General features: G+C 57.1%; 28 protein-coding genes. 22 read left to right on the top strand and 6 right to left on the bottom strand.

Annotation, left to right across the window (positions count from 1 at the left end):
* The first annotated feature begins 7 nt into the window (after positions 1-7).
* The 9 genes from fliF (at position 8) to H7R58_RS00535 (ending at position 10,201) form a co-directional block, all read left to right on the top strand.
* Positions 8-1,696 (top strand): flagellar basal-body MS-ring/collar protein FliF, encoded by a 1,689-nt coding sequence (fliF, locus tag H7R58_RS00495; protein ID WP_106924882.1) that lies wholly within the window; start codon positions 8-10, stop codon positions 1,694-1,696.
* Positions 1,668-2,693, top strand: a complete 1,026-nt coding sequence (locus tag H7R58_RS00500; RefSeq protein ID WP_106924883.1) for a flagellar motor switch protein FliG — start codon at positions 1,668-1,670, stop codon at positions 2,691-2,693. Before fliF ends, H7R58_RS00500 begins: the two co-directional genes overlap by 29 nt.
* 3 nt (positions 2,694-2,696) lie before the next feature.
* The gene (gene fliH, locus H7R58_RS00505) at positions 2,697-3,446 is read left to right on the top strand and encodes a flagellar assembly protein FliH (RefSeq protein WP_106924884.1); all 750 of its coding nucleotides are present in this window, start codon (positions 2,697-2,699) and stop codon (positions 3,444-3,446) included.
* Positions 3,433-4,752: a flagellar protein export ATPase FliI gene (gene fliI, locus H7R58_RS00510; protein ID WP_106924885.1), complete on the top strand. Its 1,320-nt coding sequence runs from the start codon at positions 3,433-3,435 to the stop codon at positions 4,750-4,752. The genes fliH and fliI overlap by 14 nt, the downstream gene beginning before the upstream one ends.
* 6 nt (positions 4,753-4,758) lie before the next feature.
* On the top strand, positions 4,759-5,205 hold the full coding sequence (gene fliJ, locus H7R58_RS00515; protein ID WP_106924886.1) for a flagellar export protein FliJ: 447 nt from the start codon (positions 4,759-4,761) through the stop codon (positions 5,203-5,205).
* A 5-nt stretch (positions 5,206-5,210) separates the two neighbouring features.
* Positions 5,211-6,644 carry a glycosyltransferase family 2 protein gene (locus H7R58_RS00520; protein ID WP_223878912.1) on the top strand — a complete coding sequence of 478 codons (1,434 nt, stop codon included), beginning with the start codon at positions 5,211-5,213 and terminating at the stop codon, positions 6,642-6,644.
* Positions 6,631-7,572 carry a hypothetical protein gene (locus tag H7R58_RS00525; RefSeq protein WP_106924887.1) on the top strand — a complete coding sequence of 314 codons (942 nt, stop codon included), beginning with the start codon at positions 6,631-6,633 and terminating at the stop codon, positions 7,570-7,572. Before H7R58_RS00520 ends, H7R58_RS00525 begins: the two co-directional genes overlap by 14 nt.
* Before the next feature lie 77 nt (positions 7,573-7,649).
* The gene (locus H7R58_RS00530) at positions 7,650-8,780 is read left to right on the top strand and encodes a capsular polysaccharide export protein, LipB/KpsS family (protein ID WP_106924888.1); all 1,131 of its coding nucleotides are present in this window, start codon (positions 7,650-7,652) and stop codon (positions 8,778-8,780) included.
* 20 nt (positions 8,781-8,800) lie between these two features.
* Positions 8,801-10,201 carry a hypothetical protein gene (locus tag H7R58_RS00535; RefSeq protein ID WP_106924889.1) on the top strand — a complete coding sequence of 467 codons (1,401 nt, stop codon included), beginning with the start codon at positions 8,801-8,803 and terminating at the stop codon, positions 10,199-10,201.
* 45 nt (positions 10,202-10,246) lie between these two features.
* On the opposite strand, the gene H7R58_RS00540 is transcribed toward H7R58_RS00535, so the two are convergent.
* The 3 genes from H7R58_RS00540 to flgA all read right to left on the bottom strand — a co-directional run bounded on the left by H7R58_RS00540 (position 10,247) and on the right by flgA (position 11,880).
* Complete coding sequence (locus tag H7R58_RS00540) at positions 10,247-10,684, bottom strand: flagellar protein FlgN (protein ID WP_106924890.1); 438 nt, start codon at positions 10,682-10,684, stop codon at positions 10,247-10,249.
* Between the two features lie 3 nt (positions 10,685-10,687).
* Positions 10,688-10,987, bottom strand: coding sequence for a flagellar biosynthesis anti-sigma factor FlgM (gene flgM / locus H7R58_RS00545; protein WP_223878915.1), 300 nt, complete (start codon positions 10,985-10,987; stop codon positions 10,688-10,690).
* 104 nt (positions 10,988-11,091) lie between these two features.
* Positions 11,092-11,880 carry a flagellar basal body P-ring formation chaperone FlgA gene (flgA, locus tag H7R58_RS00550; protein ID WP_182929790.1) on the bottom strand — a complete coding sequence of 263 codons (789 nt, stop codon included), beginning with the start codon at positions 11,878-11,880 and terminating at the stop codon, positions 11,092-11,094.
* A 78-nt stretch (positions 11,881-11,958) separates the two neighbouring features.
* Here flgA and flgB point away from each other — a divergent pair, with 78 nt between their 5' ends.
* The 12 genes from flgB to H7R58_RS00610 are packed head-to-tail and all read left to right on the top strand — an operon-like array spanning position 11,959 to position 21,717.
* Positions 11,959-12,309, top strand: a complete 351-nt coding sequence (flgB, locus tag H7R58_RS00555; protein ID WP_106924893.1) for a flagellar basal body rod protein FlgB — start codon at positions 11,959-11,961, stop codon at positions 12,307-12,309.
* A 23-nt stretch (positions 12,310-12,332) separates the two neighbouring features.
* Positions 12,333-12,758, top strand: coding sequence for a flagellar basal body rod protein FlgC (gene flgC, locus H7R58_RS00560; RefSeq protein ID WP_106924894.1), 426 nt, complete (start codon positions 12,333-12,335; stop codon positions 12,756-12,758).
* Between the two features lie 2 nt (positions 12,759-12,760).
* Entirely contained in the window at positions 12,761-13,435 is a 675-nt protein-coding gene (gene flgD, locus H7R58_RS00565) for a flagellar hook assembly protein FlgD (RefSeq protein WP_106924895.1), read from the top strand.
* 34 nt (positions 13,436-13,469) lie between these two features.
* The gene (gene flgE / locus H7R58_RS00570) at positions 13,470-14,672 is read left to right on the top strand and encodes a flagellar hook protein FlgE (RefSeq protein ID WP_182929791.1); all 1,203 of its coding nucleotides are present in this window, start codon (positions 13,470-13,472) and stop codon (positions 14,670-14,672) included.
* 3 nt (positions 14,673-14,675) lie between these two features.
* On the top strand, positions 14,676-15,407 hold the full coding sequence (locus tag H7R58_RS00575; protein WP_106924897.1) for a flagellar basal body rod protein FlgF: 732 nt from the start codon (positions 14,676-14,678) through the stop codon (positions 15,405-15,407).
* A 22-nt stretch (positions 15,408-15,429) separates the two neighbouring features.
* Entirely contained in the window at positions 15,430-16,215 is a 786-nt protein-coding gene (gene flgG / locus H7R58_RS00580) for a flagellar basal-body rod protein FlgG (RefSeq protein ID WP_106924898.1), read from the top strand.
* A 24-nt stretch (positions 16,216-16,239) separates the two neighbouring features.
* Positions 16,240-16,905, top strand: coding sequence for a flagellar basal body L-ring protein FlgH (flgH, locus tag H7R58_RS00585; protein WP_106924899.1), 666 nt, complete (start codon positions 16,240-16,242; stop codon positions 16,903-16,905).
* A gap of 11 nt (positions 16,906-16,916) precedes the next feature.
* The gene (locus tag H7R58_RS00590; RefSeq protein WP_106924900.1) at positions 16,917-18,008 is read left to right on the top strand and encodes a flagellar basal body P-ring protein FlgI; all 1,092 of its coding nucleotides are present in this window, start codon (positions 16,917-16,919) and stop codon (positions 18,006-18,008) included.
* Positions 18,008-18,415: a rod-binding protein gene (locus tag H7R58_RS00595; RefSeq protein WP_182929792.1), complete on the top strand. Its 408-nt coding sequence runs from the start codon at positions 18,008-18,010 to the stop codon at positions 18,413-18,415. Before H7R58_RS00590 ends, H7R58_RS00595 begins: the two co-directional genes overlap by 1 nt.
* Positions 18,402-19,769, top strand: a complete 1,368-nt coding sequence (flgK, locus tag H7R58_RS00600; RefSeq protein WP_106924902.1) for a flagellar hook-associated protein FlgK — start codon at positions 18,402-18,404, stop codon at positions 19,767-19,769. The genes H7R58_RS00595 and flgK overlap by 14 nt, the downstream gene beginning before the upstream one ends.
* A 22-nt stretch (positions 19,770-19,791) precedes the next feature.
* Positions 19,792-20,703 carry a flagellar hook-associated protein FlgL gene (gene flgL / locus H7R58_RS00605; RefSeq protein ID WP_106924903.1) on the top strand — a complete coding sequence of 304 codons (912 nt, stop codon included), beginning with the start codon at positions 19,792-19,794 and terminating at the stop codon, positions 20,701-20,703.
* Between the two features lie 6 nt (positions 20,704-20,709).
* A complete protein-coding gene (locus H7R58_RS00610) occupies positions 20,710-21,717 on the top strand; it encodes a hypothetical protein (RefSeq protein WP_182929793.1) in 1,008 nt (335 codons plus the stop codon).
* 149 nt (positions 21,718-21,866) lie between these two features.
* On the opposite strand, the gene H7R58_RS00615 is transcribed toward H7R58_RS00610, so the two are convergent.
* The 3 genes from H7R58_RS00615 to H7R58_RS00625 all read right to left on the bottom strand — a co-directional run bounded on the left by H7R58_RS00615 (position 21,867) and on the right by H7R58_RS00625 (position 24,278).
* Positions 21,867-22,337 carry a hypothetical protein gene (locus H7R58_RS00615; RefSeq protein ID WP_182929794.1) on the bottom strand — a complete coding sequence of 157 codons (471 nt, stop codon included), beginning with the start codon at positions 22,335-22,337 and terminating at the stop codon, positions 21,867-21,869.
* Positions 22,309-23,250: a winged helix-turn-helix domain-containing protein gene (locus tag H7R58_RS00620; RefSeq protein WP_182929795.1), complete on the bottom strand. Its 942-nt coding sequence runs from the start codon at positions 23,248-23,250 to the stop codon at positions 22,309-22,311. Before H7R58_RS00620 ends, H7R58_RS00615 begins: the two co-directional genes overlap by 29 nt.
* Before the next feature lie 330 nt (positions 23,251-23,580).
* Positions 23,581-24,278, bottom strand: a protein-coding gene (locus H7R58_RS00625) for an IS1 family transposase (RefSeq protein ID WP_182929052.1) whose coding sequence is annotated in 2 segments (ribosomal slippage) — positions 23,581-24,029 and positions 24,029-24,278 — 699 coding nt in all. Because the reading frame shifts where the segments join, the coding sequence is not laid out codon by codon here.
* 49 nt (positions 24,279-24,327) lie between these two features.
* Between H7R58_RS00625 and H7R58_RS00630 the strand changes: the two genes are divergently transcribed.
* On the top strand, positions 24,328-24,456 hold the full coding sequence (locus tag H7R58_RS00630; protein ID WP_182934782.1) for a type II toxin-antitoxin system RelB/DinJ family antitoxin: 129 nt from the start codon (positions 24,328-24,330) through the stop codon (positions 24,454-24,456).
* Positions 24,457-24,515 lie beyond the last annotated feature (59 nt).

Consider the following 24,515-nt stretch of genomic DNA (forward strand, 5'->3'; position numbering starts at 1 on the left):
CTGTACCGTGTTAAACAAAATCAAAGCTCGCCTCCCTGCCATCTCTCTGCCCACTGGCGTAAACAATCCTAAGCTGCTGGCGATTGCCGGCGGCGTGGTGCTGGCTATCGCCATCATTGCGTCGCTGTGGAACCGCAATCAGGGCTATGTCGCGCTGTACGGCGCGCAGGAACAGGTGCCCGTTTCCCAGGTTGTGGACGTGCTGGGGGCAGAAAATATTGCCTACCGCATTAACCCTGACAACGGCCAGGTGCTGGTGACCGAAAATAAACTGTCGCAGGCGCGCATGGCGCTGGCGGCAAAGGGCATCAGCGCGGCGACGCCGGACGGCTACGAGCTGATGGACAAAGAAGAAATGCTCGGCAGCAGTCAGTTCATCCAGAACGTGCGCTACAAGCGCAGCCTGGAAGGTGAGCTGGCGAAAAGCATTATGGCGCTGGAGCCGGTAGAGCACGCGCGCGTGCACCTTGGGCTGAGCGAGTCCAGCTCGTTCGTCCTGACGAATAAACCGAATAGCAGCGCCTCGGTCGTGGTGCAGCTGCGTTATGGGCGACAGTTGGATGAACAACAGGTCGCCTCTATTGTACAGCTGGTTTCCGGTTCGGTGCCGGGCATGGCGGCGGGTAGCGTGCGGGTGGTCGATCAGGCGGGTAACCTGCTGTCGGACGGCGTCGCCGGCCCGGATGGCAGTATTGCCGGCAAGCGTCTGGGTGACGACGTTACGCAGCGCATTCGCGAAGATACCAGTAAAAATATCGCCAGCCTGCTGACTTCATTGGTGGGCGCAGGCAACTACCGTATCAGCGTGGCGCCGACCGTAGACCTAAGCCGCGTGGAAGAAACTCAGGAGCGCTTGGGTAAAGATCCGCGCGTCAGCGATGAGCAGCTGAGTCAGGAAAACACCACCAATGAGATGGCGTTTGGCATTCCCGGCTCGCTGAGCAACCGTCCCGTCAACCAGAACCCGCAGGCCGCGGCGGCACAGGCTGCCGGTGCAGCGGCTCCGGCTGCGGCAACGACGGCCGCAAACAACACCAGCGATCCGCGTTCCCTTACCAGCCGTAGCCAGGAGCAGCGCAAGTACGCCTTCGACCGCGATATTCGCCATATCCGTCACCCCGGCTACAAGCTGGAGAAACTGAGCGTGGCCGTGGCGCTGAACCAAACGGCGCCCGCGCTGGCGAATATCGCCCCTGAGCAGTTGACCGCGATTACCCGTCTGGTGGAGAGCGCCGCCGGGATTGATAAACAGCGCGGCGATGCGCTGACGCTGGACGTACTGGCCTTTACCGCCCCGGTGAACGACGGCGCGCTGAGTCAGAAATGGTGGAAAGACCCGGATATGCAGTACTGGGGGCAGAACGGCGGCATTGGCCTGCTGGCGCTGCTGACGCTGCTGTTTGGCGTGCGCCCGCTGGCCCAACGTCTGGGCCGTCGTGAGCGTCTGGTCAATGAGGTTGAGCAGAATGACAAAGACCTGCTGACCGATGAATCTGACGTGGTGCAGGACAGCCTGACCGGGTTGCCGAGCACGGCCTTCAATAACAATGATGATCTGCTGCCGCCGCAAAGTTCCGGCCTGGAAACCAAAGTGGAGTACCTCCAGGTCCTGGCCCAGAGTGAGACTGAGCGCGTAGCGGAAGTTCTGAAACAATGGATTAACAGCAATGACCGAAGCAACAGTAAGTCGGAGTAGCAGTTCGGGTAGCCGTAGCCGCCTGGAGCAGGCGGCCATCCTGCTGATGAGCGTGGGTGAAGAAGCGGCGGCGCAGGTGATGCAGAAGCTGAACCGCGAAGAGGTGGTGCTGCTAAGCGAAACCATGGCGCGTTTGCACGACGTAAAGGTCAACCACGCGCGTCAGGCGATGAACAACTTCTTCTCTGACTATCGCGAGCAGAGCGGCATCAACGGTGCCTCGCGCTACTACCTGCGCAGCATTCTGGAAAAAGCGCTGGGCGGCGAAATCGCCCGCAGCGTGATTAACGGCATTTACGGCGATGAGATCCGCTATCGCATGGCGCGCTTGCAGTGGGTCGATACCCCACAGCTGGCGGCGCTGATTGAGCAGGAGCACCTGCAGCTGCAGGCGGTGTTCCTTGCCTTCCTGCCGCCGGATATTGCCGCCAGCGTGCTGAGCGTGCTGCCGAAAGAGCGTCAGGACGAAATCATCTACCGCATCGCGCGGCTTGATGATGTTAACCGTGACGTCATTGATGAACTGGACCGCCTGATAGACCGCGGCATTGCGGTGCTGTCCGAGCACGGTTCGAAGGTGGCAGGCATTAAGCACGCCGCCAACATCGTCAACCGTATTCCGAGCAATCAGCAGGAGCTACTGGAGCAGCTGCGCGAGCGTGACGAAAGCGTGGTGGATGATTTGCAGGACGAAATGTACGAATTCTACATCCTCAGCCGCCAGACGCCGATGACGCTGCAGCGCCTGATGGATGAGGTGCCTATCGACGAATGGGCTGTTGCGCTCAAGGGCACCGAGCCGGTGCTGCGTCAGGCCATTTTCAACGTTATGCCAAAACGTCAGGTGACGCTGCTGCAAAGCACCACCACCCGTCTGGGGCCGGTGCCGGTCAGCCGTATCGAACAGGTGCGTAAAGAGATCATGCAGACCCTGCGTCAGCTGGTGGAAGAAGGCGAGATTCAGGTTCAGCTGTTCGCCGAGCAGACGGTGGAATAAGCCATGTTCAAAAAACGGAGCTTCCCGCTGTCCGCCGCTCGATCGACCGCCGTCAAGCCGCAGCTGCATCGATTCCCGCCGCTGCGTAAACGCTGGGCGACCCCCGATGCGCCGCTTGAAGACAACGCGGTGGCGGCGCCGGACCCGGCCGAATATCAGCAGCAGCTTGAGGAAGGCTTCCGTGAAGGCGTGAGCCAGGGCTTTGCGCAGGGACGGGAAGAGGGCAAAGAAGACGGTTATCAGGAAGGCGTACGTCTGGGCTTTGAAGACGGGATGCGTAAGGGCCTGGCCGACGGTAAACAGCAGGCTCGTCAGCAGTTCCTGGACGCCGCGGCGCCGTTTGAGCAGATGACCGCCAACGTGCAGCAGTTTCTTGACCGCTACGAACAGCGTCGTCGCGAAGAGCTGATGCAGCTGGTGGAAAAAGTGACGCGGCAGGTGATTCGCTGCGAACTGGCGCTGCATCCGACCCAGCTACTGGCGCTGGTGGAAGAGGCGGTGACCAGCCTGCCGCAGCCGCCTGAGCAGGTTCGCGTCCTGCTGAACGCCGAAGAATTCCGCCGCATCAGTGAAGCGGAGCCGGAAAAGGCCCGCGAATGGGGGCTGACCGCCGATTCGGCGCTGGAACCTGGCGAGTGCCGCGTGGTGACCGATACGACCGAGATGGACGTTGGCTGCCAGCATCGCCTCGATCAGTGCATGTCAGTGCTAAAAGACAACCTGCTGCCGGAAACCGCGCATGAGCAGCCTTGATTTCGAGCAGGCGCTGCGATCGATTGAGCAGATCGATCTGGCGCGCGTTGCCGGGCGTCTGGTGCGGGTAAACGGCATTCTGCTGGAGTGCGTGGGCTGCCGTCTGGCGATTGGCCAGCTGTGCCATGTTGAAAGCATCGAGCAAGAAATGATGGACGCTCAGGTCGTCGGCTTCGACCGTGACGTCACCTACCTGATGCCGTTTAAGCAGCCTTCCGGTCTGATCGCCGGTGCGCGCGTGTTCCCTGCCGGGAAAAGCGAAGGCGTGATGATTGGCGACCAGTGGCTGGGGCGCGTGGTGAACGGTCTGGGCGAACCGCTGGACGACAAAGGCAAGCTGGGCGGCGACACCCTGTTGCCACAGCAGCTACCGCAGGTGCATCCATTAAAACGCCAGCCGGTGGAAGCACCGCTGGACGTTGGCGTACGTGCGATAAACGGCCTGCTGACCATCGGCAAAGGCCAGCGCGTGGGGCTGATGGCGGGCAGCGGCGTAGGGAAAAGCGTACTGCTGGGGATGATTACCCGCTACACCCAGGCTGAAGTGGTCGTGGTCGGGCTGATCGGCGAACGCGGTCGTGAGGTCAAAGAGTTTATTGAGAACGCCCTGCAGGCCGAAGGGCTGGCGAAGTCGGTGATTGTTGCCGCGCCTGCGGACGAATCGCCGCTGATGCGTATTAAGGCCACCGAGCTGTGCCACACCATCGCCAGCTACTACCGCGATAAAGGCAAAGACGTGCTGCTGCTGGTGGATTCATTGACCCGCTACGCCATGGCACAGCGTGAAATTGCGCTGTCGCTCGGCGAGCCGCCGGCCACCAAAGGCTACCCGCCGTCGGCGTTCAGCATGATCCCCCGGCTGGTGGAGAGCGCGGGTAATAGTGAAAGCCGCGGATCGATGACGGCGCTCTATACCGTGCTGGCGGAAGGGGACGATCAGCAGGATCCGATCGTTGACTGCGCGCGCGCGGTACTCGACGGTCATATCGTTCTCTCGCGCCATCTGGCGGAGGCGGGACACTACCCGGCTATCGATATTGGCCAGTCTATCAGCCGCTGTATGAGCCAGGTCACGAGCCGCGATCATCAGCTGGCCGCACGTACGCTCAAGCAGCTGTATGCCGAATACCAGAGTATTAAGCCGTTGATTCCACTCGGCGGTTACGTGGCCGGGGCCGACCCGCTGGCCGACAGGGCCGTGCGGCTCTCGCCGGCGATAACGCAATTCTTACAACAGGAAGTTCAGGACGCAGCGTTAATGGATGCCACCATTAATGACCTGCGCACGCTGGCGCAAGCAGGGTAATGCACGATGAGCAAACTGATTTCTACGCTGGAACAGCTTCACCTGATGCGCACCCGCGCGGTGGACGATCTTAGCGCGAAGCTGGCGTCGCAAAAGCAGGTCTGCCAACGCTTTGAGAAGAATATAGATGCGCTGACCTCGCTGGCCTCCGGGCTGGCGTCGCAGAGCGTGAACAGCGCCGTCATGATGATCAATCAGTCGAAATATAAACATAATATTCAGCGTGTTATCGACTGGCAGAAACAAGAGCAGGCGCTGGCAACGCTTGAAGCCAATAAAATTCAGGGCAACCTGCTGGCTGAGGCAAAGCGCGAGAAAAGCCTTGAGCTGGTGCTGGATGCTAAACGCAGCGACCGCCGGATGGAGCTCAACCGTCGGGAGCAAAAAATGACGGATGCGGTTTCTGCCCAGTGCTGGCTACGCCAGCAGCAGGCCGCGGCACGGCAGCGATAATTGTGATGAAAACCGCGAATAAAACGAACCTGATGTCCGCGCTGATTGCTCGCCAGCAGCGTCCGCGACCGCAGACAACGCCGTTTGTCAGCGTCGTCTGCCCGACCTACAACCGCCGCGAGTTTCTGCCCTATCTGCTCTATATCTGGCAATACCAGGACTATCCGGCGGACCGGCGCGAGCTGATTATTCTCGATGACTCCGCAAGCAGTAATGCCGATCTTGTTGAGATGATGAGCGATCCGGCGACGCCGAACGTGCGCTATATCCACAGCCCGGCGCGCCTGACGCTGGGCAATAAGCGCAATCGGCTCAATGCGCTGGCGAAAGGCGAATACATCATCTGCTTTGATGACGATGACTACTATGCGCCGGATAAAATTTCTTATCAGGTGGCGCAGATGCAGGCCAACCGCGCGCCCTTCTCCGGCAGTGACCAGATCTATATCTGGTATAGCCATCTGGACAAAATTTACCTGACGCACCCGTTCGGCCAATGTCACGCGCTGAACGGCACGTTTGGTTATCACCGTAGTCTGCTGAAAACACACCGCTATGACGATGATGCCAGCCGAGCGGAAGAGGACGGTTTTCTCAAAGGGTTTACGACGCCGGTTCAGCAGCTTGATCCGCAGCGGGCCATCCTGTGCATTTCGCACAGCAGCAATACCTACGACAAAGACTACATCCTGGACACCTCTACGGCCGTGGACCTGACGCTCGATGATTTTGTCAGCGATGCCAATCTGCTGGCGCACTATCGCCGTCTGAGTACCGCGCCGCTTAATGCGCAGGTGAACTGGTCGGTGTTTGAGAAGGTGGCCGTTCTTTACGATCCACTGCAGGCATCAGCGCTGTCCTCACGCTGTGAGGCGCTGCTGGCGCTAGGCGTGCAGGCCGGCCAAATCTGGCCGGTGGCGAAAGTGGCTGATGAACGCCAGACCCACGTTCAGGTCATCGCGCAGGCGAAACGGCAGGGCTGGCGGAACGTGGCGCTACTGGATGCCGAACTGCAGTTCGTCAGGAAGGAAAATGCGGTCAACAACATCAACAAGCTGCTTAATGGCCTGGATCAGCTGGACTGGCAGGTGCTGCTGCTCGGCGGCCGCTATGACAGCTTCCGGCCAACCCAGTCTTTACAAGGGGTGGCGCGAATCTATAACGCAGGCTGCGCGTGCGCCTACGCGGTGAATGCGAATTACTACGACACGCTGCTGGACGCCTATCAGGATAAGACGACACACCCTGCCAGCCTTGATAGCTGCTGGACCACCCTGATGAGCCAGCCATCGCTATGGCTGGGCTTTAGCCCAAGTTTCGCCTTCTTACAGCGTCATTCGGATCCTGCCACCGGCGAACCGATTGACTGCACCCACTGGTTTTTCCGTAAGCATCGGGAAACCGTGCCCGTGAAAGAGAATGAACATGGAACTGATTGAACATTATCACCCTGAATTTGTTTCGCGTTTTGATGCGCGAGAAACGCCCTGCGACTGTCCTGCCTGTCAGCAGGCTGAGGAAGCGTGGCCGCACATTAGCGTGAAGCTGAAAAATCAGCAGCGCGAGACGCTGGATATCGGCTGTGAAACGGCGGCCAAAGAGATGTTGTTCAACCCGGAAGCCTTCATTCTGCACACTGCGCAGGCTGCGCCGCAGAGTGATGATCTGCTGAGCGCGTGGAGCGAGGTGCTTAACCAACAGTGCATCAACCTGGCGGTGCATCCGGCGTTGACGCTGGACGTCAGCCTGTACGCCATTGGCGTGCTGCTGAGCAAAGCGCAGCAGCATCATGACTGCGGGGAAAGCGACCCGGCGCTGCTGGTGAGCCTGGGCGAGCAGCTGGCTACGCTGGCGGAACAAGGCGTACTGGCGCAGCAGTTCGCGATGCTGCCGCCGATCGCGGAAAATCGTATTGCGGCGTTAAAAGCGATGGGCACGATGCGCCTGAATCTGAACCTGCCGATGGTCGAGAAAATGGGGATGACGTTGAAGCTGAGCGAGCTGTCGATCATGCAGCCTGCCCGGCTGGCAGAGCGTCAGCAGATGCTGGATGCGGCCTGGTCCACGCTTACGCTGTTTAATCATCAGCCGCATACTCTGCGCAATATTCTTATTTATCAGCTGTATAGCGATATTTTCCCCGGCGTAGGCTGCACCAATTACGGCGAAGCGCTGCTGGGTCTGGCGCGCCAGTTCTTCCACATCAAAATGCTGTGCGCAATTCGCGCCGAGCAGGGTGAGCTGACCCAGGACGACGTGGCGCTGCTGGTTAGCGCGCTGCGCGGCTGGCAACAGCAGAACCCGCTGACGGCGGAAGAGGGAACCTCTTCCGACTATAGCCTGCTCTGTGGTTTAGCATTGTTGTAATGCCATGCGTCACGATGCCGGGGCATTCCGGCATCTATCGTCCTCGCCTTTGAACGTAACAACCTGATAGGTTCGCCATGGTCATGTTTTTGATTGAGGGGATCAACTACGCTCAGTTCTTCTCTCGTATTGTTAACGCCCTGCCGGAACAGAAGCAAAAAGACGCGATCTTTGTTTCCCGGGATCGGCCGATCTGCGAATTCGTGAAGCATCAGCTTCCTCAGTGTCAGGTTATTCAGATTCCGATTTTCACTTCAGCGCCCGTCGAGGCGGCGTTTCGACAATCCAGTCCTCGGCTGGCCAAACGGCTTGGAAAATCGCTCGAGGAGTGCTTTGAGTATGTTGTGGGTGGCGGTGAACGAGAGGTGTGCTGGCAAGTACTGATGTCATGCTTCGTGTTCATTAGTCAGTTTGACCCCGCAACGATTTCGCGTGTTGTGATGTGCAGTGGCTGCGGAATTGGCGCAAAAGCGGCGAAAGCATTCTGTGAGATGACGTCGATCCCCACGCAGTTTGTAGAGCTGGCGAATCTACCGGACAAGATTTTTGTCGACCCTGAAGGTACCAACGCGCATTCCCGGCTGGCAATGACGCCGGAGATTCTCGATCGTTACCCGGCGGTGGATGAGGGTATGCATCAATCCTGGATGGCGCATTACCATACCTTTAAGTCGCGACCGCCACGCCAGGCTCTGGGAAACGCGCTGGCAGACGTTATTGAGGCAAGTTCTCAGCATAAGGTTCTCAATACCGGGATACCGTATCTTTTTGTTCCGCTCCAGGTTTCAACTGATGCGCAGCTGTGGCTGTATTCCGACTTTAAAAATGAAGATGTGATTCGATATGCGTTACATCTTGCAGAACAAAGGGGCTACCACGTGGTGGTCAAGATTCACCCGGCTGAGCCAAAGCGCGAGGAGGTGCAACATATCGTGCGGCTCCAACAAACGCTGGGCTTTATGTTATCAAATGAACTGACGACTGAACTTATCAAGCAATCTGAAGAGGTTGTGACGATTAACTCGACGGTAGGCCTTGAAGGGTTATTACTGCATAAACCGGTCACGGCGATCGGCCATTGTTTCTATAAAACATTCGATTATGAAAGGTTGAAAAAGTATATCCATCACTACCTTTTTGATGGCGTTGATTTTTTTAGTAATGAACCTATTGCGCGTAATACGGCCATCGCGTTTCTGAACCGTTAATGCCTGGAGTGAATAATACGATGGGGCAAAACCCGGCGATTGCTGATGAACTGGCTTTCCTGATCGAAATTAAAAATCTGGCGTTAACGCTATCCAGAAAAAAGGATGATGCGGTTATTGATGCCATTAAACAATGCGTTCTGCTGTACCAGCACTGTATTCCTGAGGGAAAACCTGCGATTGATTTTATCGAGCAGTTAATTATCACCGCTGAAAAAGAGGCGACTGATAGTGAGATAATCTCTTTTTCAGAATATTTGTCGACCTTCTGGCAATGGATGGTACAACGTCGACCATGGGATTTTGTTTATGTTGGTACTCGGCAAAATGTGGCGCTGATAGAGGGTATTCTGGATAAGGAATCCCTGCGCTGTGCGCGGGTTATCTACACCGATGAGGGCGCGGCGGAAGACTTATTGGCTGTGCCGCCGTTATCTCGTCCAGTACTGCTGGTGGACAATCAGGGTGAGCGCCACGTGGGCAGCGAAAATGGACTTGGGCTTATCAACATTGAAGCGGCGGCTGCATGCGCTGGTCATCTTGACGGTTTTCTCGGCGTTATCCGTCAGCATATTGATATGGTCGGGATCCTCAATAACAATCTGCAAAAGCTGAACAGCCATCCTCAATTTAATAAGGCGATCCTCGGTTCGTCTTTTGCATATTACGGCATGCACGATGCGCTATTGAATAACTCGGTGAATCTATCGATTGCGAGCGGTGATGCAACGTACAATAAAACGTTGGTCGAGCACTGCATTGCTGCGTGCAATGTGCGAGATTTCGTCATCGTGACAGGCTTTTTCGAACTCTTTCATGAGCTCTCAAAAGGGGCCAATAGCTATTTTCATTTGGCTTCCTGTTTTTTTAATGAAAATAGTATTCCGTATGATTACCGTCGACAATCAGCGTATAAACGGTTCGCCTTTCATTACGCGCGTGAACCGATCGTTGATTTGCTCAATATTGATATTGTTGCATGGGCAGCAAAGCGTGAAATTGCGGGGTTACGCCCGCACGTCTCATTAAAACCAGAAAAAAAAATCACTACCACTTCCCATTATAGTCAGGCTCTGGCGCGTCGTGAGGCTGACTATTTTGCCCAGTTTTATGATCGTGAAGGGGTCGCCGAATACAATAAGCTCATCATCCAGCAGATGGTTGAGCAGGTGAGCGTCGCTCAAGGGCATATTTATTTCGTTATTCAGCCCTTTACTCCGCAGTACAACGCATTGTTCCATAAGGAGATGCGGCAGCAGACGAAAGCGTTCCTGAGCGCTATTGCCGATAATGAATCCGTGTTTTTTATCGACATGTCCGAAGATCGGGATTTTGAGCCAGAGGATTATTCCGATGCGCATCACTTGAACTTTCGCGGTGCCAGGAAACTGCTGCGTAAGCTGGAATGGCTTCAGCTTTAGATCTGCATTCGTTGTCTGGCAAGGCGAATTTGCCAGACAACGATCCTACCCCTGCTGGTACAGCCAATTCTCCGGCGCGCTGGCATTCAGCACATTCCCCAGAATCTCCTGCTGCATATTCATCAACGCGCCGTTGTAGTCGTTGGCAATCTGGCAGTCGGCGGCCTGCTGCTGCAGCCCTTGCCAGAGGGCAGAAACGGAAGGCTGATGGGTGACGGGGAGGCGGGCGATCAGCGTTTTCATGCCTTCGGTGTTGGGATCGATGCCCAGACCGTTCAGATGCTGGTAGCGCTGCTGGCTGCTTTTCGACAGCTGCTGGTACAGCGCCATAATCTGCTCGTTAACCGCGTCCAACGACGCGGCGTCGCGTGCCACAATATGGTGGCGCTGCTTCTCAAGAAGGGCGGCCAGGGCGGGGTAGCGCTTGCGGTCCTCGGTCATGTCCTGAATCAGTGCTTTAACGCGCTGGGCTGCGTGAGTCATAAATTACCTCTGAAAATACTTCTGCATTGCGTCAGTCAGCGCATCAACGTTAACGCTGATTTTGCCGCTGCTGATGGCCTCTTTCATTTCGGCCACGCGCGCCATGTCCACTTCCGGCAGCGTGCTCAGCTGGGTTTGTGCATCGCCCAGTACGGGATCGATGGCGGCGCTGCGCGTCACGCTGGAGCCTTCCTGCGCCACGGTGCGGGTTTGTTCCGCGCTGCTGGCTTTATTGATTGCGGTGGTCAGGTTGTACTGTGTCGCGCTAACTTTCATCGCTTCGCCCTCGTTTTGATTGTTTATTGTGGTTGCGTATGAGCCTTGCCCTGCGGAAGCAGGACTTCCTGCGCCGTTGTCAGTAAAGAGCGGCCTGCGGGGCCGGTAACTTAAACGGAAGAGGAAGTTTTTTACTGCCCGCTGGCGTACACCATGTTCACCACGCCGATATCGGCGACGATGGCGCTGACCACGCGCCCGCTGCTCTCATTTTTCACCTTAATCATCTCGCCTTTGCGACCCTTCTTCATGGCTTCACCCATGGTACGGGCCTCCACGCCGTTTTGTGACGCCACCATCATGACCCGCTGGCCGCGGTCAACCAGCGTCGGCGAATCCAACTGGCTGAGCATAATCGGCTGGCGATCGCGCACGCGGCGTTTGACGGTCATCCCGATAACGTCTTCTGGTTTGGTCAGGTAGTCGCCGCGGGTGCTGCTGATGTTGAATTTGCGGATGGCGATACGGTCGGCGGTGATCACCTGGCCGCGATCGAGGGCGCTGTCGGCGACGATGACCGGCAGATAGATATCCGGTTTGACGGTGACGGCAATATCCCAGCCGCTGGCATCGGCGCAGCGGACGTCAAAACGCAGGCGGTTGAGGTCGAGACGGTCGCCGCCGGGCAGAGAAACCGCCGGTTCCTGGCGACAGGTTGCGTACTGCGAGGCTTCCGCAGGAATAAACAGGTTCATCTTCGCCTGATATTCAGGCCACTGACGGCGTTTGGCTTCCTGGCGAACGATGTCGGCCGCGTGGAGCTGGACGGCGACGTAAATTTGCTTGCGGGCGCTGGTGGGGCGTTCGGCGGCGGAGGCGGGCGCACTGCTCGCCAGCGCCAGCAGGAAAAAGCCCGCGAGGAAGCGGAAATCCCGTTTCACACCTGCGCGAAATAAATGAACAAAAATATTATAAATCATGTAGTTAAAACCTTGGCATGAAAATTGCTATACGAAAGCGCAGATCGAGCAGGTTTTAGTTTCACGAGGGTGTGAATTGTGAGTATTACTTTTGACAAAGCATTGGGCGTTCATCCACAGGCTGTAGCACTTCGACTTTCCCGAGCAGAGTTGCTGTCAGCCAATCTGGCAAACGTCGATACCCCCAACTTCCAGGCTAAAGATATTGATTTTGCCTCTGAGATGCAACGCTCGCGGTCGAGTTTTTCTCAGCAGACGTCAGCGCAGGAGATGTATCGCGTGCCCTATCAACCCGCTTCGGACGGGAACACCGTGTCGCTGAACGTTGAGCAGGCAGAGTTTGCGAAGAACACCCAGGACTATCAGATGAGCCTGGCTTTTTTAAACATGAAGTTCACTGGCCTCAAGCAGGCCATTGAAGGTAAGTAAACCAACGCAGGTAACCACGGATTATGGCTTTTTCGGATATCTATCGCGTGTCGGGATCGGCGATGACGGCGCAAACCGTTCGTCTTAACACCATCGCCAGTAACCTCGCTAACGCGGAAACCGCCTCTGCGACCGAAGACGGCACCTATAAAGCGCGCCGCCCGGTTTTTGCAGCGGTTTATAAAAATGATGAGTTGATGCAAAGCCGCGCGCTGACCGGCGCGCGCGTGCAGGTGATGGACGTTATCGAAACCGGCAGTGCGGTACAGCGTTACGAGCCACATAACCCGATGGCCAGCACCGACGGTTACGTCTACTACCCGGACGTCAACGTGGTGGAAGAGATGGCCGACATGATGTCCGCGTCGCGTGGTTTTGAAACCAACGTCGACGTGCTGAACAGCGTTAAAAGTATGCAGCAAAGCCTGCTGCGACTGGGAGAAGCATAACGATGAACGTAGATAGCGCCTACACCGACAGCCGCGCGTCCAGCAGTACGGACGGCGTCGTCAGCAGCAATACCGCTTCCGGCATGAATACCATGTTTATGCAGCTGCTGGTGGCGCAGATCCAGAATCAGGATCCGCTGAACCCCACTGACGGCACCGAGTACGTCAGCCAGCTGGCGCAGCTCACCCAGGTGCAGTCGATGGAAACCATGTCGCAGCTGATGGCCAACAGCTCCGTGCTGATGGACAACCTGCAGACGCTCACCACCGGCAATCTGGTCGGGCAGCACGTGATGGTGCAGACCGGCTCGATTGAAAGCGACGGCGAAACGGTCCTCGACGGCCGTCTGACCCTGGAGCACGCCGCCAACGTGGTGACGGTGATCGTGAAAGACTCTGCCGGCGTGGAGCACAAGATTGAGCTGGGCAAACAGGAAGCGGGCCAGGTGGACTTTACCATCGACCCGGAAGAACTGGGCCTGAGCGAGGGGAAATACACCCTGAGCGTGGTGACCGATACCGGCGAAGAGAACGTGCCGATTGAAGTCGGCGGCGTGGTCAGCAACGTGCGCATTCCGCTCGACGGCAGCTCGACCGTACTGAACATCAACGGTCTGGGCGAGATTGCCTACAACAACATTACCCAGTTTGGCACCACCGCAAAAAATACAGCCTGAAGTGAATCAGGCAGCGAATTAAACAGGAACGATTATGAGCTTTAGTATTGCAACTTCCGGTCTGAATGCCGTTACCGAACAGCTGAACGCTATCTCGAACAACATTGCCAACTCCGGCACCGTGGGCTTTAAGTCCGGTCGCGCTGAGTTTTCCGCGCTGTACGCCGAAAGCCAGCCGCTGGGCGTGGGCGTCTCTGCCGTGACCCAGAGCATCACCAAAGGGGGCAGCATCACCTCTACCGGCACCGCGCTGGATCTGGCGATTAACGGCAACGGTTTCTTTATGGTTCGCGATAGCGCGGGGACGACCGCCTATACCCGTGCGGGCTACTTCGGTACCGATAGCAACGGCAACCTGGTGAATAACCTGGGCATGTACCTTCAGGGCTATCCGGTCGACGCCAGCGGCACGCTGCAGGTGGGTTCCATCAGCAACCTGACCATCAGCAGCGGTTCCATTCCGGCAAAAGCCACCGAGAGCATCGACTTTACCGCCAATATTGATGCGCGAGCGGAAGTCCCGGCCACCTCGCCGTTCGACTATAAAGACAATACCTCCTACAACAACTCCTACACCACGCAGGTTTATGATTCGCTGGGCCGTGAACACACGCTGAACCAGTACTTCGTCAAAACCGGCGAGAACGAATGGCAAGTGCACTACTACATGGACGATCAGCCGGTGACCAGCGGTGGTGTGAATCAGGTGCAAAACCTGACGTTCAACAGCCAGGGTATTCTGACGGACCCGAGCGGCTCGGTTGCCCTGGCCGCCGATATTGCTGGCGCTGACGCGATTACTCTGGACATGAGCTACAGCGGCACCACGCAGTACGGCTCCGACTTCTCGGTCAGTAAAAATAAAGGCGACGGCTATGCCTCCGGCGAGCGTACCGGCCAGGCGATTGACGAAGACGGCAGCGTTTACGCCACCTTCTCCAACGGTGAGCGCCTGCTGCAAGGTCAGCTGGTGCTGGCGAACTTTACCAACCCGAACGGTCTGCAATCGCAGGACGGCACCACCTGGGCGCAAACCGCCAGTTCCGGCACACCGCTGACCGGCACGCCGGGTTCCGGTCTGCTGGGCTCCATCGTGTCCGGCGCGCTGGAATCTTCCAACGTCGACCTGACCTCTGAGCTGGTGGGGCTGATGACCGCCCAGCGCAACTACCAGGCGAACACCAAAGTTATCAGCACCAACGACAGCATGATGAGCGCGCTGTTCCAGGCGGTGTAATCGATGGATCGCCTACTTTTCACCGCGGTCAGCGGCGCCTCGCGCAGCCTGTCGCAGCAGGAGATTCACGCTAACAACCTGGCAAACGTCAATACCCAGGGCTTTCGCAGCGATCTCGATAAGGCGCTGACCCAGCAGGTCAGCGGCGAGGGGTATGCCTCCCGCTATCTGGCGCAGCCTACCCAGGGCGGCGTGGATTTAGCGCCGGGCGCGGTACGGGAAACCGGCCGCGATCTGGACATTGCCGTCAAAGGCGACGGGCTGATTGCGCTGCGCAGCGGCCCGCGTGAGGTCTACACCCGTAACGGCCAGATTGACGTCAACGCCGACGGCGAGTTGTCGGTAAGCGGCCTGCCGCTGGAGGGCGACAATGGCCCTATCGTGCTGCCGCCGTTCTCTTCCGTGTCGATTGCCGAGGATGGGGTCATCACCATTGTCCCGGAAGATGGCGACATTGCCGCGCCGATGGAGGTTGACCGCGTCAAGCTGGTGAATATTCCGGCCAGCCAGCTCAGTAAGAACGACGCCGGTTTTCTGGTCAGCAACGCCGCGTTCACCCCCCGTGATGAAGACGTCACGGTGGCCGCCGGACATCTGGAGGCGGCCAACGTGTCGGCTATCGGTGAGATGGTTTCCAGCATTGCGCTCAACCGTCAGTTCGAAGCGCAGATCAAGATGATGAAGGCTGCAGAAGATTTGGCAACCGCAGGCAACCGCCTGATTCGCGGCACCTAAGAAGACGAATTAAGGAATACAGATGAATCCCGCTTTATGGATTAGTAAAACTGGTTTAGCGGCGCAGGACGCCAAAATGACCGCCATCTCCAACAACCTGGCGAACGTTAACACCACCAGTTTTAAACGCGACCGTGCGATGTTCGCCGATCTGTTCTATCAGAACCAGCGTACGCCGGGCGGCCAGCTCGATCAGAACAACGTCTCCCCGACCGGTATTCAGTACGGTACCGGGGTCAAGATTGTCGGCACCCAGAAAGAGTTCACCGTTGGCAGCATTCAGAACACCGGGCAGAGCCTTGACGTTGCCATTTCCGGACAGGGCTTTTTCCAGGTCGAGACTGCCAACGGCGATATCGCCTATACCCGCGCCGGCAACCTGCAAAAAACGCCGGAAGGCGTGCTGACCAACGCCCAGGGCCTGCCGCTGATCCCGCAGATTGAGCTGCCGGACAACGTCAAAGATATCCAGATTGGCAAAGACGGCACCATTACTGCCACCGTTGCGGGCGAGGCCGATCCGGTTGAGCTGGGCCAGCTAACGCTGGTGAATTTCGTCAATCCGGCCGGCCTGGAAGCCATCGGCGGCAACCTGTATCTCGAAACCGCCGCCAGCGGTGAAGCGGTAGAGGGCGTGCCGGGTGAAGAGGCGTTTGGCCAGCTGGAGCAGGGGTCGCTGGAAGGCTCAAACGTGCAGGTCGTTGAAGAGATGGTCGACATGATCACCGTACAGCGCGCCTATGAAATGAACGCCAAAATGGTCTCTGCCGCAGACGACATGCTGAAGTTTGTCACGCAGTCGATGTAACGGCAGGGCAGTAAAGAGAACGCAATGAAAAAGCAGGTAGTAGTCGTTTTGCTGGCACTGTTGCTGTCGGGCTGTGAAAGCCCGGCATTGCTGGTGCACAAAGACGACGCGGCGTATGCGCCGCCGGAAGATTTTGCCATGCCGGAAACCAAAGTACGCAGCGGCGGCGTCTACAACAGTGGCTATAACTGGTCGCTGATTCAGGATCGCCGCGCCTATCGCGTGGGTGACATTCTGACCGTGAAGCTGGACGAATCCACGCAGGCCAGCAAGCAGGCGCGGACCAACTTCGGCAAGAAGAACGATGTCTCCCTTGGGGTGCCGGAAGCCTTCGGCCACTCGGTCGATAAGCTCTCTGGTTCAGTAGACGGCAACCGTAACTTCAACGGCAGCGCCACGTCGCAGCAGCAAAACAGCCTGCGCGGCGCGATCACCGTGGCGGTCTATAAAGTGCTGCCTAACGGCGTGCTGGCGATTCGCGGTGAAAAGTGGCTCACCCTCAACCAGGGCGACGAGTATATGCGCGTCACCGGGCTGGTGCGCGCTGATGATATTGAGCGCGATAACTCGGTATCGTCGCAGCGCATTGCCAACGCGCGCATCTCCTACGCCGGGCGCGGCGCGTTGAGCGATGCCAACGCCGCTGGCTGGCTGGTGCGCTTCTTCAACCACCCGCTGTTCCCTATCTGACGGAGGCCATAATGTTGAAACGGATCCTCTTTTTGCTGTGTCTTTTCAGCGCGGGCGCCGTGGCGCAGCCGCTGCGTGACGTGGTGGATATCCAGGGCGTACGCGGCAACCAGCTGATTGGCTACAGCCTGGTGGTCGGCCTTGACGGTACCGGTGATAAAAACCAGGTGAAGTTCACCAGTCAATCGGTCACCAATATGCTGCGCCAGTTCGGCGTGCAGCTGCCGGCCAAAATCGATCCGAAGGTGAAGAACGTGGCGGCGGTGGCGATCAGCGCCACGCTACCGCCGGGCTACTCCCTCGGTCAGAGTATTGACGTGACCGTCTCGTCAATCGGCGATGCCAAAAGCCTGCGCGGCGGTACGCTGCTGCTCACCCAACTGCGCGGCGCCGATGGCGAAGTGTACGCGTTAGCGCAGGGGAACGTGGTGGTCGGCGGCGTGAAGGCCGAGGGCAACAGCGGTTCCAGCGTGACGATTAACACCCCGACCGTAGGCCGCGTGCCGAACGGCGGTTCCGTTGAGCGTGAAATCGCCAGTGACTTCCAGCAGGAGCCGATGGTGATGCTTAACCTCAAGCGGCCAAGCTTTAAAACCGCCAACACCGTTGCCGTGGCGCTGAATAACGCCTTTGGCTCGGGCACGGCGACGGCGCAGAGCGCGACCAACGTCGCGGTACGCGCGCCGATGGGCGCCGGTGCGCGCGTCGCCTTTATGTCGGCGCTGGAAGACGTGCAGATTAACGCCGGTAAGCAGCCGCCGCGCGTGGTGTTTAACGCCCGCACCGGCACGGTGGTGATTGGCGATGGCGTGATCGTGCGCGCCGCTGCGGTCTCCCACGGCAACCTGACGGTCACTATTCGCGAGTCTTCCAACGTCAGCCAGCCGAACGCGTTCGGCCAGGGCCAGACGGTGGTCACGCCGGAGAGCGACGTCAGCGTTAATCGCGGTCGCGGCCAGATGGTGACCATTTCTGCCGGTACCAGCCTGCGCAGCATTGTGAATACCTTAAACAGCCTGGGCGCCGCGCCGGATGACACCATGGCCATTTTGCAGGCGCTGCATGAAGCGGGCGCGCTGGATGCTGAACTGGTGGTGATGTAATGCTGGATGCCATTAACCGCCAGACCGCAATTCTGCCCGGCGATATGACCGGGCAGGTAAAGCCGCAGAATCTTGAGCAGGCGGCCGAACAGTTTGAAGCGCTGATGCTGAAATCGATGCTGTCGCAGATGCGTAAAGCCGCTGACGTGCTGGGAGAAGATAACCCGTTTAACAGTAAGCAGCAGCGCATGATGCGTGATTTTTATGATGACAAGATGGCGTCCGAGCTGGCCTCTCAGCGCAGCACCGGTATCGCGCAGATGATCATAAACCAACTAACGCCGCAAACCGCGGTACCGCTTAAGAATGACGCGCAGGTGGCCGCTTTACAGGGGCAACCGCAAGAACTTAATACGCCCGTCGTTCCCGTGACCCGAAGGGCAGGAGTAAGCCATGAGTATGATTAATATCGCCTATAGTGGTCTACAGGCGGCCCAGTTGGGCATGAACGTAACGTCGATGAACACGGCTAACTATCTGACCTCCGGCTATAGCCGTCAGGGCATTATTCAGAGCGCCGTTGGCCCAATGGGCGAAGCCGGCATTTCGCCCGGCAGCGGCGTGCAGGTGGATAGCATTCGCCGTATCTCCAGCCAGTATCTGGTTAATCAGGTGTGGCAGACCAATACCAAGGCCAACTACTACAGCATGGGCAACCAGTATATTGGCGCGCTGGAAAAGGTGATCGGTACGGACTCCACCAGTCTTGGTGCCGGTCTGGATGAATTTGTCAGCGCCATGAGCGCGCTGACGCAGCAGCCGGAGTCTCAGGCGCTGCGCCAGCAGCTGCTGAACCAGGCCAATTCCCTGGCGACCCGCTTCAACAGCATGAACGACTTTATCTCCAGCCAGAAAACGTCAATCGGCACCCAGCGCGGGGCGATGGTCGATCAGATCAACACGCTGAGCGGCGGTATTGCCGACTACAACAAGAAAATTGTTGAGATGGATGCGACCGGCGGCAACAGTAGCGTGCTGCGCGATCAGCGCGATGAGCTGGTGAAACAGCTGAGCTCGCTGGCGGACGTGAAGGTGAGCGACGACAGCAGCGGTTACACCGTGGCGCTGAGCAACGGTCAGCCGCTGGTCAGCGGCAAAACCGCCGGTCAGCTGAGCGTTGGCACGGACGGCAACGGCAACTCAACGCTGACGCTGAAGTTCTCGACCAGCGAATTTTCGCTCAACCCGTCGGCCGGTGGCCAACTGGGCGCGCTTTACGATTACGAAGTGGGCACGCTAAAGCAGATGAGTGACGCCGTTCAGGGGATGGCATCCGCCGTGGCCGACATGTTTAACAATCAGTTGGCTGATGGCTTCGATCTGAATGGGCAGAGCGGTAAACCGCTGTTTACCTTCGATCCGTCAAACCCGGCCGGGATGCTTCAGGTTAACGATCTCTCGCCGGACGAGCTGGCGCTGTCCGGCGATCCGCTGGAGCCGGGTAACGGCGACAACCTTAACGCGCTGATCGAACTGAAAAACGAAAAAACCGATATACCGGGGCTCGGCAATATGAGCCTGAGCGAAGGCGCGGCGGCGATTATTTCCACCATCGGTATTGCCAGCAAACAGAGCCAGACCGAGATGGAAGCGGCGACGTCGGTCAGCGCAGAAGCCCAGACGCAGCGCGACAACCTGAGTGCGGTAAACCAGGATGAAGAGGCGATCAATCTGCAGGTTTATATGCAGGCCTATCAGGCGAACATGAAGGTGATCGCCGCAGGGAACCAGGTCTTCAGCGATCTGCTCGGTATTTTCTAAACGCCATCAGGAGCACTAACCCATGCGTATTAGCGGTCTTAACAATTCTAACGCCATGCTGGCGCAGCTCGGCGTAAACGGCAATCGCGTCGCCAAACTGATGGAACAGCTGTCGACGCAAAAGCGCGTCAACGTCCCGTCAGATGACCCGGTGGCGGCTAGCCGCCTGGTGCAGCTGAGCCGCGAACAGTCGGCAATTAAGCAGTATCAAAGCAATATCACGAGCCTGAGCGGCGCGCTGTCGGTGCAGGAATCGCACATTACGGCAATGAGCAATCAGGTGCTGGCGGTAAGCGATAAGCTCAAGCTGGCGAACAACAGTACGCTGAGCCAGAAAGATCTGGCGAGCTACGGCGCCGAGCTGGAGTCGATGCTGGACTCACTGGTCGCGACAATGAATAGCAAAAATGAGAACGGCAGCTATCTGTTTTCCGGCACCATGACCGGCACGAAGGCCGTTGAGCTGGTGGACGGTCAGTACGTTTTTGGCGGGAACGATCAATCGCGTGAAACTCTGGTGGCCAACGGCGTGGCCATTACGGAAAACACCCATGTTGCGCAGGCATTTTCCGGCGCTGGCGACGATCTCAAGATGCTGAATATGCTGAAAGAGTTGAGCCAGAATATGCAGGATCCGAATATGAACTATGCGGATTATCAGGATGATATTTCGGCGATGATCGGTATGACCCAAACGACCAGCGATAGCCTGGGCGCGCTGTTTACCGATCTTGGCGGCCGTCAGAATCGCCTGACGCTGATTGGCGATGCGCACACCGACGTTAGCCTGTCGAATGCGCAGGTGGAAACCGACCTTAACGCAGCGGACTCGGCCACAACCACCATCAATCTTCAGCTGTACATGACATCAATGCAGATCACCAATAAGGCGTACAGCATGGTCAGCCAGCTTAATCTCTTCAGCATGTTGTAATCGGTTATGCAAGTTGGTTTAAAAACAGCCTCTCTGACCACCTCCGCCCCGGCAAGCGCCGGGCGCGGCGGTATTGACGCTCCGCACAGCGTTGGCCGCGTCAGCGCCCCTGACGCCGTTTCCAGAAGCAGCGCATTTCCCGAGGCGGCGCTGCTTTCGCGCCGTCCGATGCGCTATAACGTGCAGCTCAACCAGCAGCTCACGGCGGTGCAGCAGGCCGATAGCTATCTGGCCAAGACCGAAACGCAGCTGCTTCAGCTACGTCAGTCCACCGCGCGCGGCGGTGACGCCAGCGCGCAGGCTCAGGCGCTGCAAACGCATCTGGCACGCCGAACGCAGCTTTCGGGCGGAACGGTCGATCGGCATATGACGGCGTCGCTGGAGCAGAAAAGTACGGTCAATTTTACCCTGCCGGGCAGCGAAAAACTGCTGAGTCAGTCGGGGGGCGAAACGCTGGTGTTCTCGCTCGGTGGCCGCCAGCGTGAGATGGTGGCCGTTGCCTTGCCGGAAGACGCGACGCCGCGCCAGACGTTGATTAAGCTGAACGTGGGGCTCGGGCGGTTGGGGATTCACGCGACTCAGGCCGGCGGCCAGCTGACCTTCAGCGTTGACGAAAGCCGCTGGGAGCGGGTCAGCCAGCAGCTTACGGTACGTGGTGAGGGCAAACATTATCCGGCGGATGCGTTTACGCTCCTTGCGCCGCAGGCGGAAAGCGCCAGCAGCGACGAGATGCTGGCGCTGTCAACGCGCCGCGAGCGCGAAGGGCAGGTGAAGCTACAGCACACCCTCGACCATATTACCGGGCAGCGAAGTCGTCTGCGTCAGCAGCAAGAACGGGTCAGCGCGCGGATAAACGACATGGCGACGACCTATAGCCCGAAGCAGGCGCTGGAAACCTCGCGCGGCCTCGGTGAGGCGCTGGCGCGCAGCGGCAGCAGCTATACGGCGTTGTCGCAGGCGCTGGCAACGCAGGCCAACGTGCGCCTGGCGACGGTCAAAAACCTGTTGGGATAGGCCCTGGTGCTGGTAGGAGCAGGAACGGGAGTCCGGATAAGGCGTTTACGCCGCCATCCGGCAATCCGCGCGCAGTAGGCCGAACGGTGCTTTGCATATCCGGCCTACGAATTTAGCTTAACTGACGGGTATGATGGGATAGGCCCGCGTTATTTCGGCATCGGGTAGAGGAAAATCGAACCGTTTTGCCCGACCACCAGCGATTGGTTGTTCAGTGAGATCGGCTCCATCCAGTAGTTGGAGTACATCAGTTGGTCGACAAGCCCCTCAATCATGAGCCCCTTTTGCTCCGCGCTGTAGAAGATGGGCGTCAGGTTAAAGTAGATTCTCCCCTGCTTTTTCTGCGTAGGGGTGAATTTACCCTTCAACACGAAACGATTGTCGTCCGGGTTAGTGATGGTTGCCATCAGCACGTTGCGGGTGGTTTTCAGATTGACGTTGTAAACCTCTTTACGCTGCGACATCAGATCGTAAAACCCCATCTGGAAGCCGCCCGTCACTGGCCCGGTGGGGAGTGCGGAGGTTGTCGCCAGCATGCTATACGCCAGACCGCCCAGCGCCGTCAGTGCGATTATCAATACAATCAGCAGATTAACTCGCTTTGCATGTCGCCAGTTCATTGAGCTTTCTCCGGGTCTCGCGCAGGATAAGATCGTTCAGCTGCACCGTATCGGTACGCCAGTGGTAAATCGCCATGGATAGCTGCTTTTTGTCGCAGCCGTTGCTCACCATGAAGCTGTAGTTCAACGATGAGTTATTGCTGTGAAAGTACACGTTCATCGTCGCGGACTGCATTTTTATCTGTTGGTTTAGCGCATACAGCGAGTCCTTGAGCTTGCTGTATAGATTGGTCGACATATAGCTTGGATCGCCTATTGCCTCAACCGCATAGATACGGATATTGCCGTATACCCCGGGCTGAACTTCACGCGCGACCAGACGTTCGCTGTAGCCGCCAAACAGCTGCCAGCAGAAGCCTGCCGTTGCGCTGGCGGTGATCAGCAGCGCCAGCACAAAGAGCATGACGCCATAGCGGCGCTTGTGGGGGACCCGGGGGGCCACCGTCTGCACGGCCGGGGTGTCTTCAACGCCAGCCTCTGTCGGGCTGGATGCGGCGACAGGTTCTTCGGAACCAGAAAGCGGCAGATGTGCGTCCTGCTCATCGACGGCTTCTTCAGGCTCGTTGACCTCATCTTCATCTTTCTCCACGACGCAGCAATACTCGGCCTCAAGCAGATAGCCTTTGCGCGGAATAGTTTTGATAATTCTCTGGTTTTTCCCATCGTCTTCCAGCGCCGTACGCAGCGCGTGGATGGCGTTAGGCAGGCTGTTATTGCCGATGACCCGACGCTCCCAGACCAGGGTCGTCAGCTCTTCGCGGGTGAAGATTTTCCCCGCGCCCTGAACCAGGATATCCAGCAGCTTGAGCTGGTATTCCCCCAGGCGTTTACGTTCCCCGGTGGTTAAATGGAGAATCGAGCCTGAGGCGACGTCAACCAGCCAGTTGTTTACGGAGCAATAGCGTTTATTCATTTATACGTTATGGATTCAACCACTCCAGCCATACCGTGATAATCCTGCGAGTACCTGAAACCCTCAGCGATTATCTGATTGAGTTGATAACTCCATTTAGAATTCTTAATGAATGCCGCGTGCCTGCGGGAGATAAAAGAGGACGTTATTTTCTTCCTGATGAGGTGTCAATATTACCGGTATTGGGAAAATTTTTCGTCCGTAATATACGCCAATAGGAAGGAATAATTTTTTCCTGCGTCCTTTTTACGCGATAAAAGTGTGATGCGCAACAGGCTTTTTAACAATAGTGGCGGCATAAACGGTCACGTATTCAATGTGTAGATCGGCTCATTGCAAGTAGTGCTCACGCTCAATGAATGTACCGATAATTTTGTCATGCATTTCTACTGATTTCGAGTATCCGAGGGTCTTACGATTAAGCCGCTTTAGCCGGTTGCGAAGGTTCAGGTTTTCACGCTCTATCCGTTGTGTATAAAGCTTGCCTGTGATGTGCTTTTCATTCGGTAACATGTCGTAAACGCTGAAGTTATCTGTGCACCAGAAGACAACATTAAAGCCCACTAACAGCTTCAATAACTTACGCAAAGTCTTTTTGCTTCGACGGCCAAAAGCATGGGCAATAATACGTTTGAGGCGAGGCTCCCATGCATACCACAACCAACGCTGCTGCTTCTTGTTGCCCACAAATGACCACATTTCATCAATTTCACAAATCAGCTGGATTTGCAGGTTGTCCAGTGGAAGCGTAGTTACCCGTCGCGGCGAGAGTTTTTTAAGGTGCGCACAACAGCATTAATGCTGATATGTAGCGCTCTTGCAGTATCGCGGATCCCCGAGTTGTTCATCGCAAGGTCAACAATTTGCTCTTTCATGCCGTGCTGGCAGGCACGATAAGCGTAATCAAGCTGGAAAGTTCGGCTACATGACTGACAACGATAGCGCTGGTGCCCGGCAGTGCCCAGACCATGCTTTTTAACCGCATCAATGCGTCCACAGAAGGGACATTTCACGTCAACCTGAGCCATAAATTCTCACCCGTAAATCAGTCATTCTACAGGGTGATCAACGGATTGAATACATGACCCAAAGCAGGAAGCCTCAAACGTACTGGCCGGAATCGGCTTGTCCGTGTCGTATACTATCCTAATACTGTTGTCGCGAATTACGGCTGATAAGGTGCTTACATTTGAGGTCAACCGTTGACAGAATCAGACTGGTATCAAAAGACCATGAGGTATCGCCTAAAAAACTAAGAATATGAG

Source organism: Klebsiella sp. WP4-W18-ESBL-05 (assembly GCF_014169075.1).
Classification (GTDB): domain Bacteria; phylum Pseudomonadota; class Gammaproteobacteria; order Enterobacterales; family Enterobacteriaceae; genus Kluyvera; species Kluyvera ascorbata_B.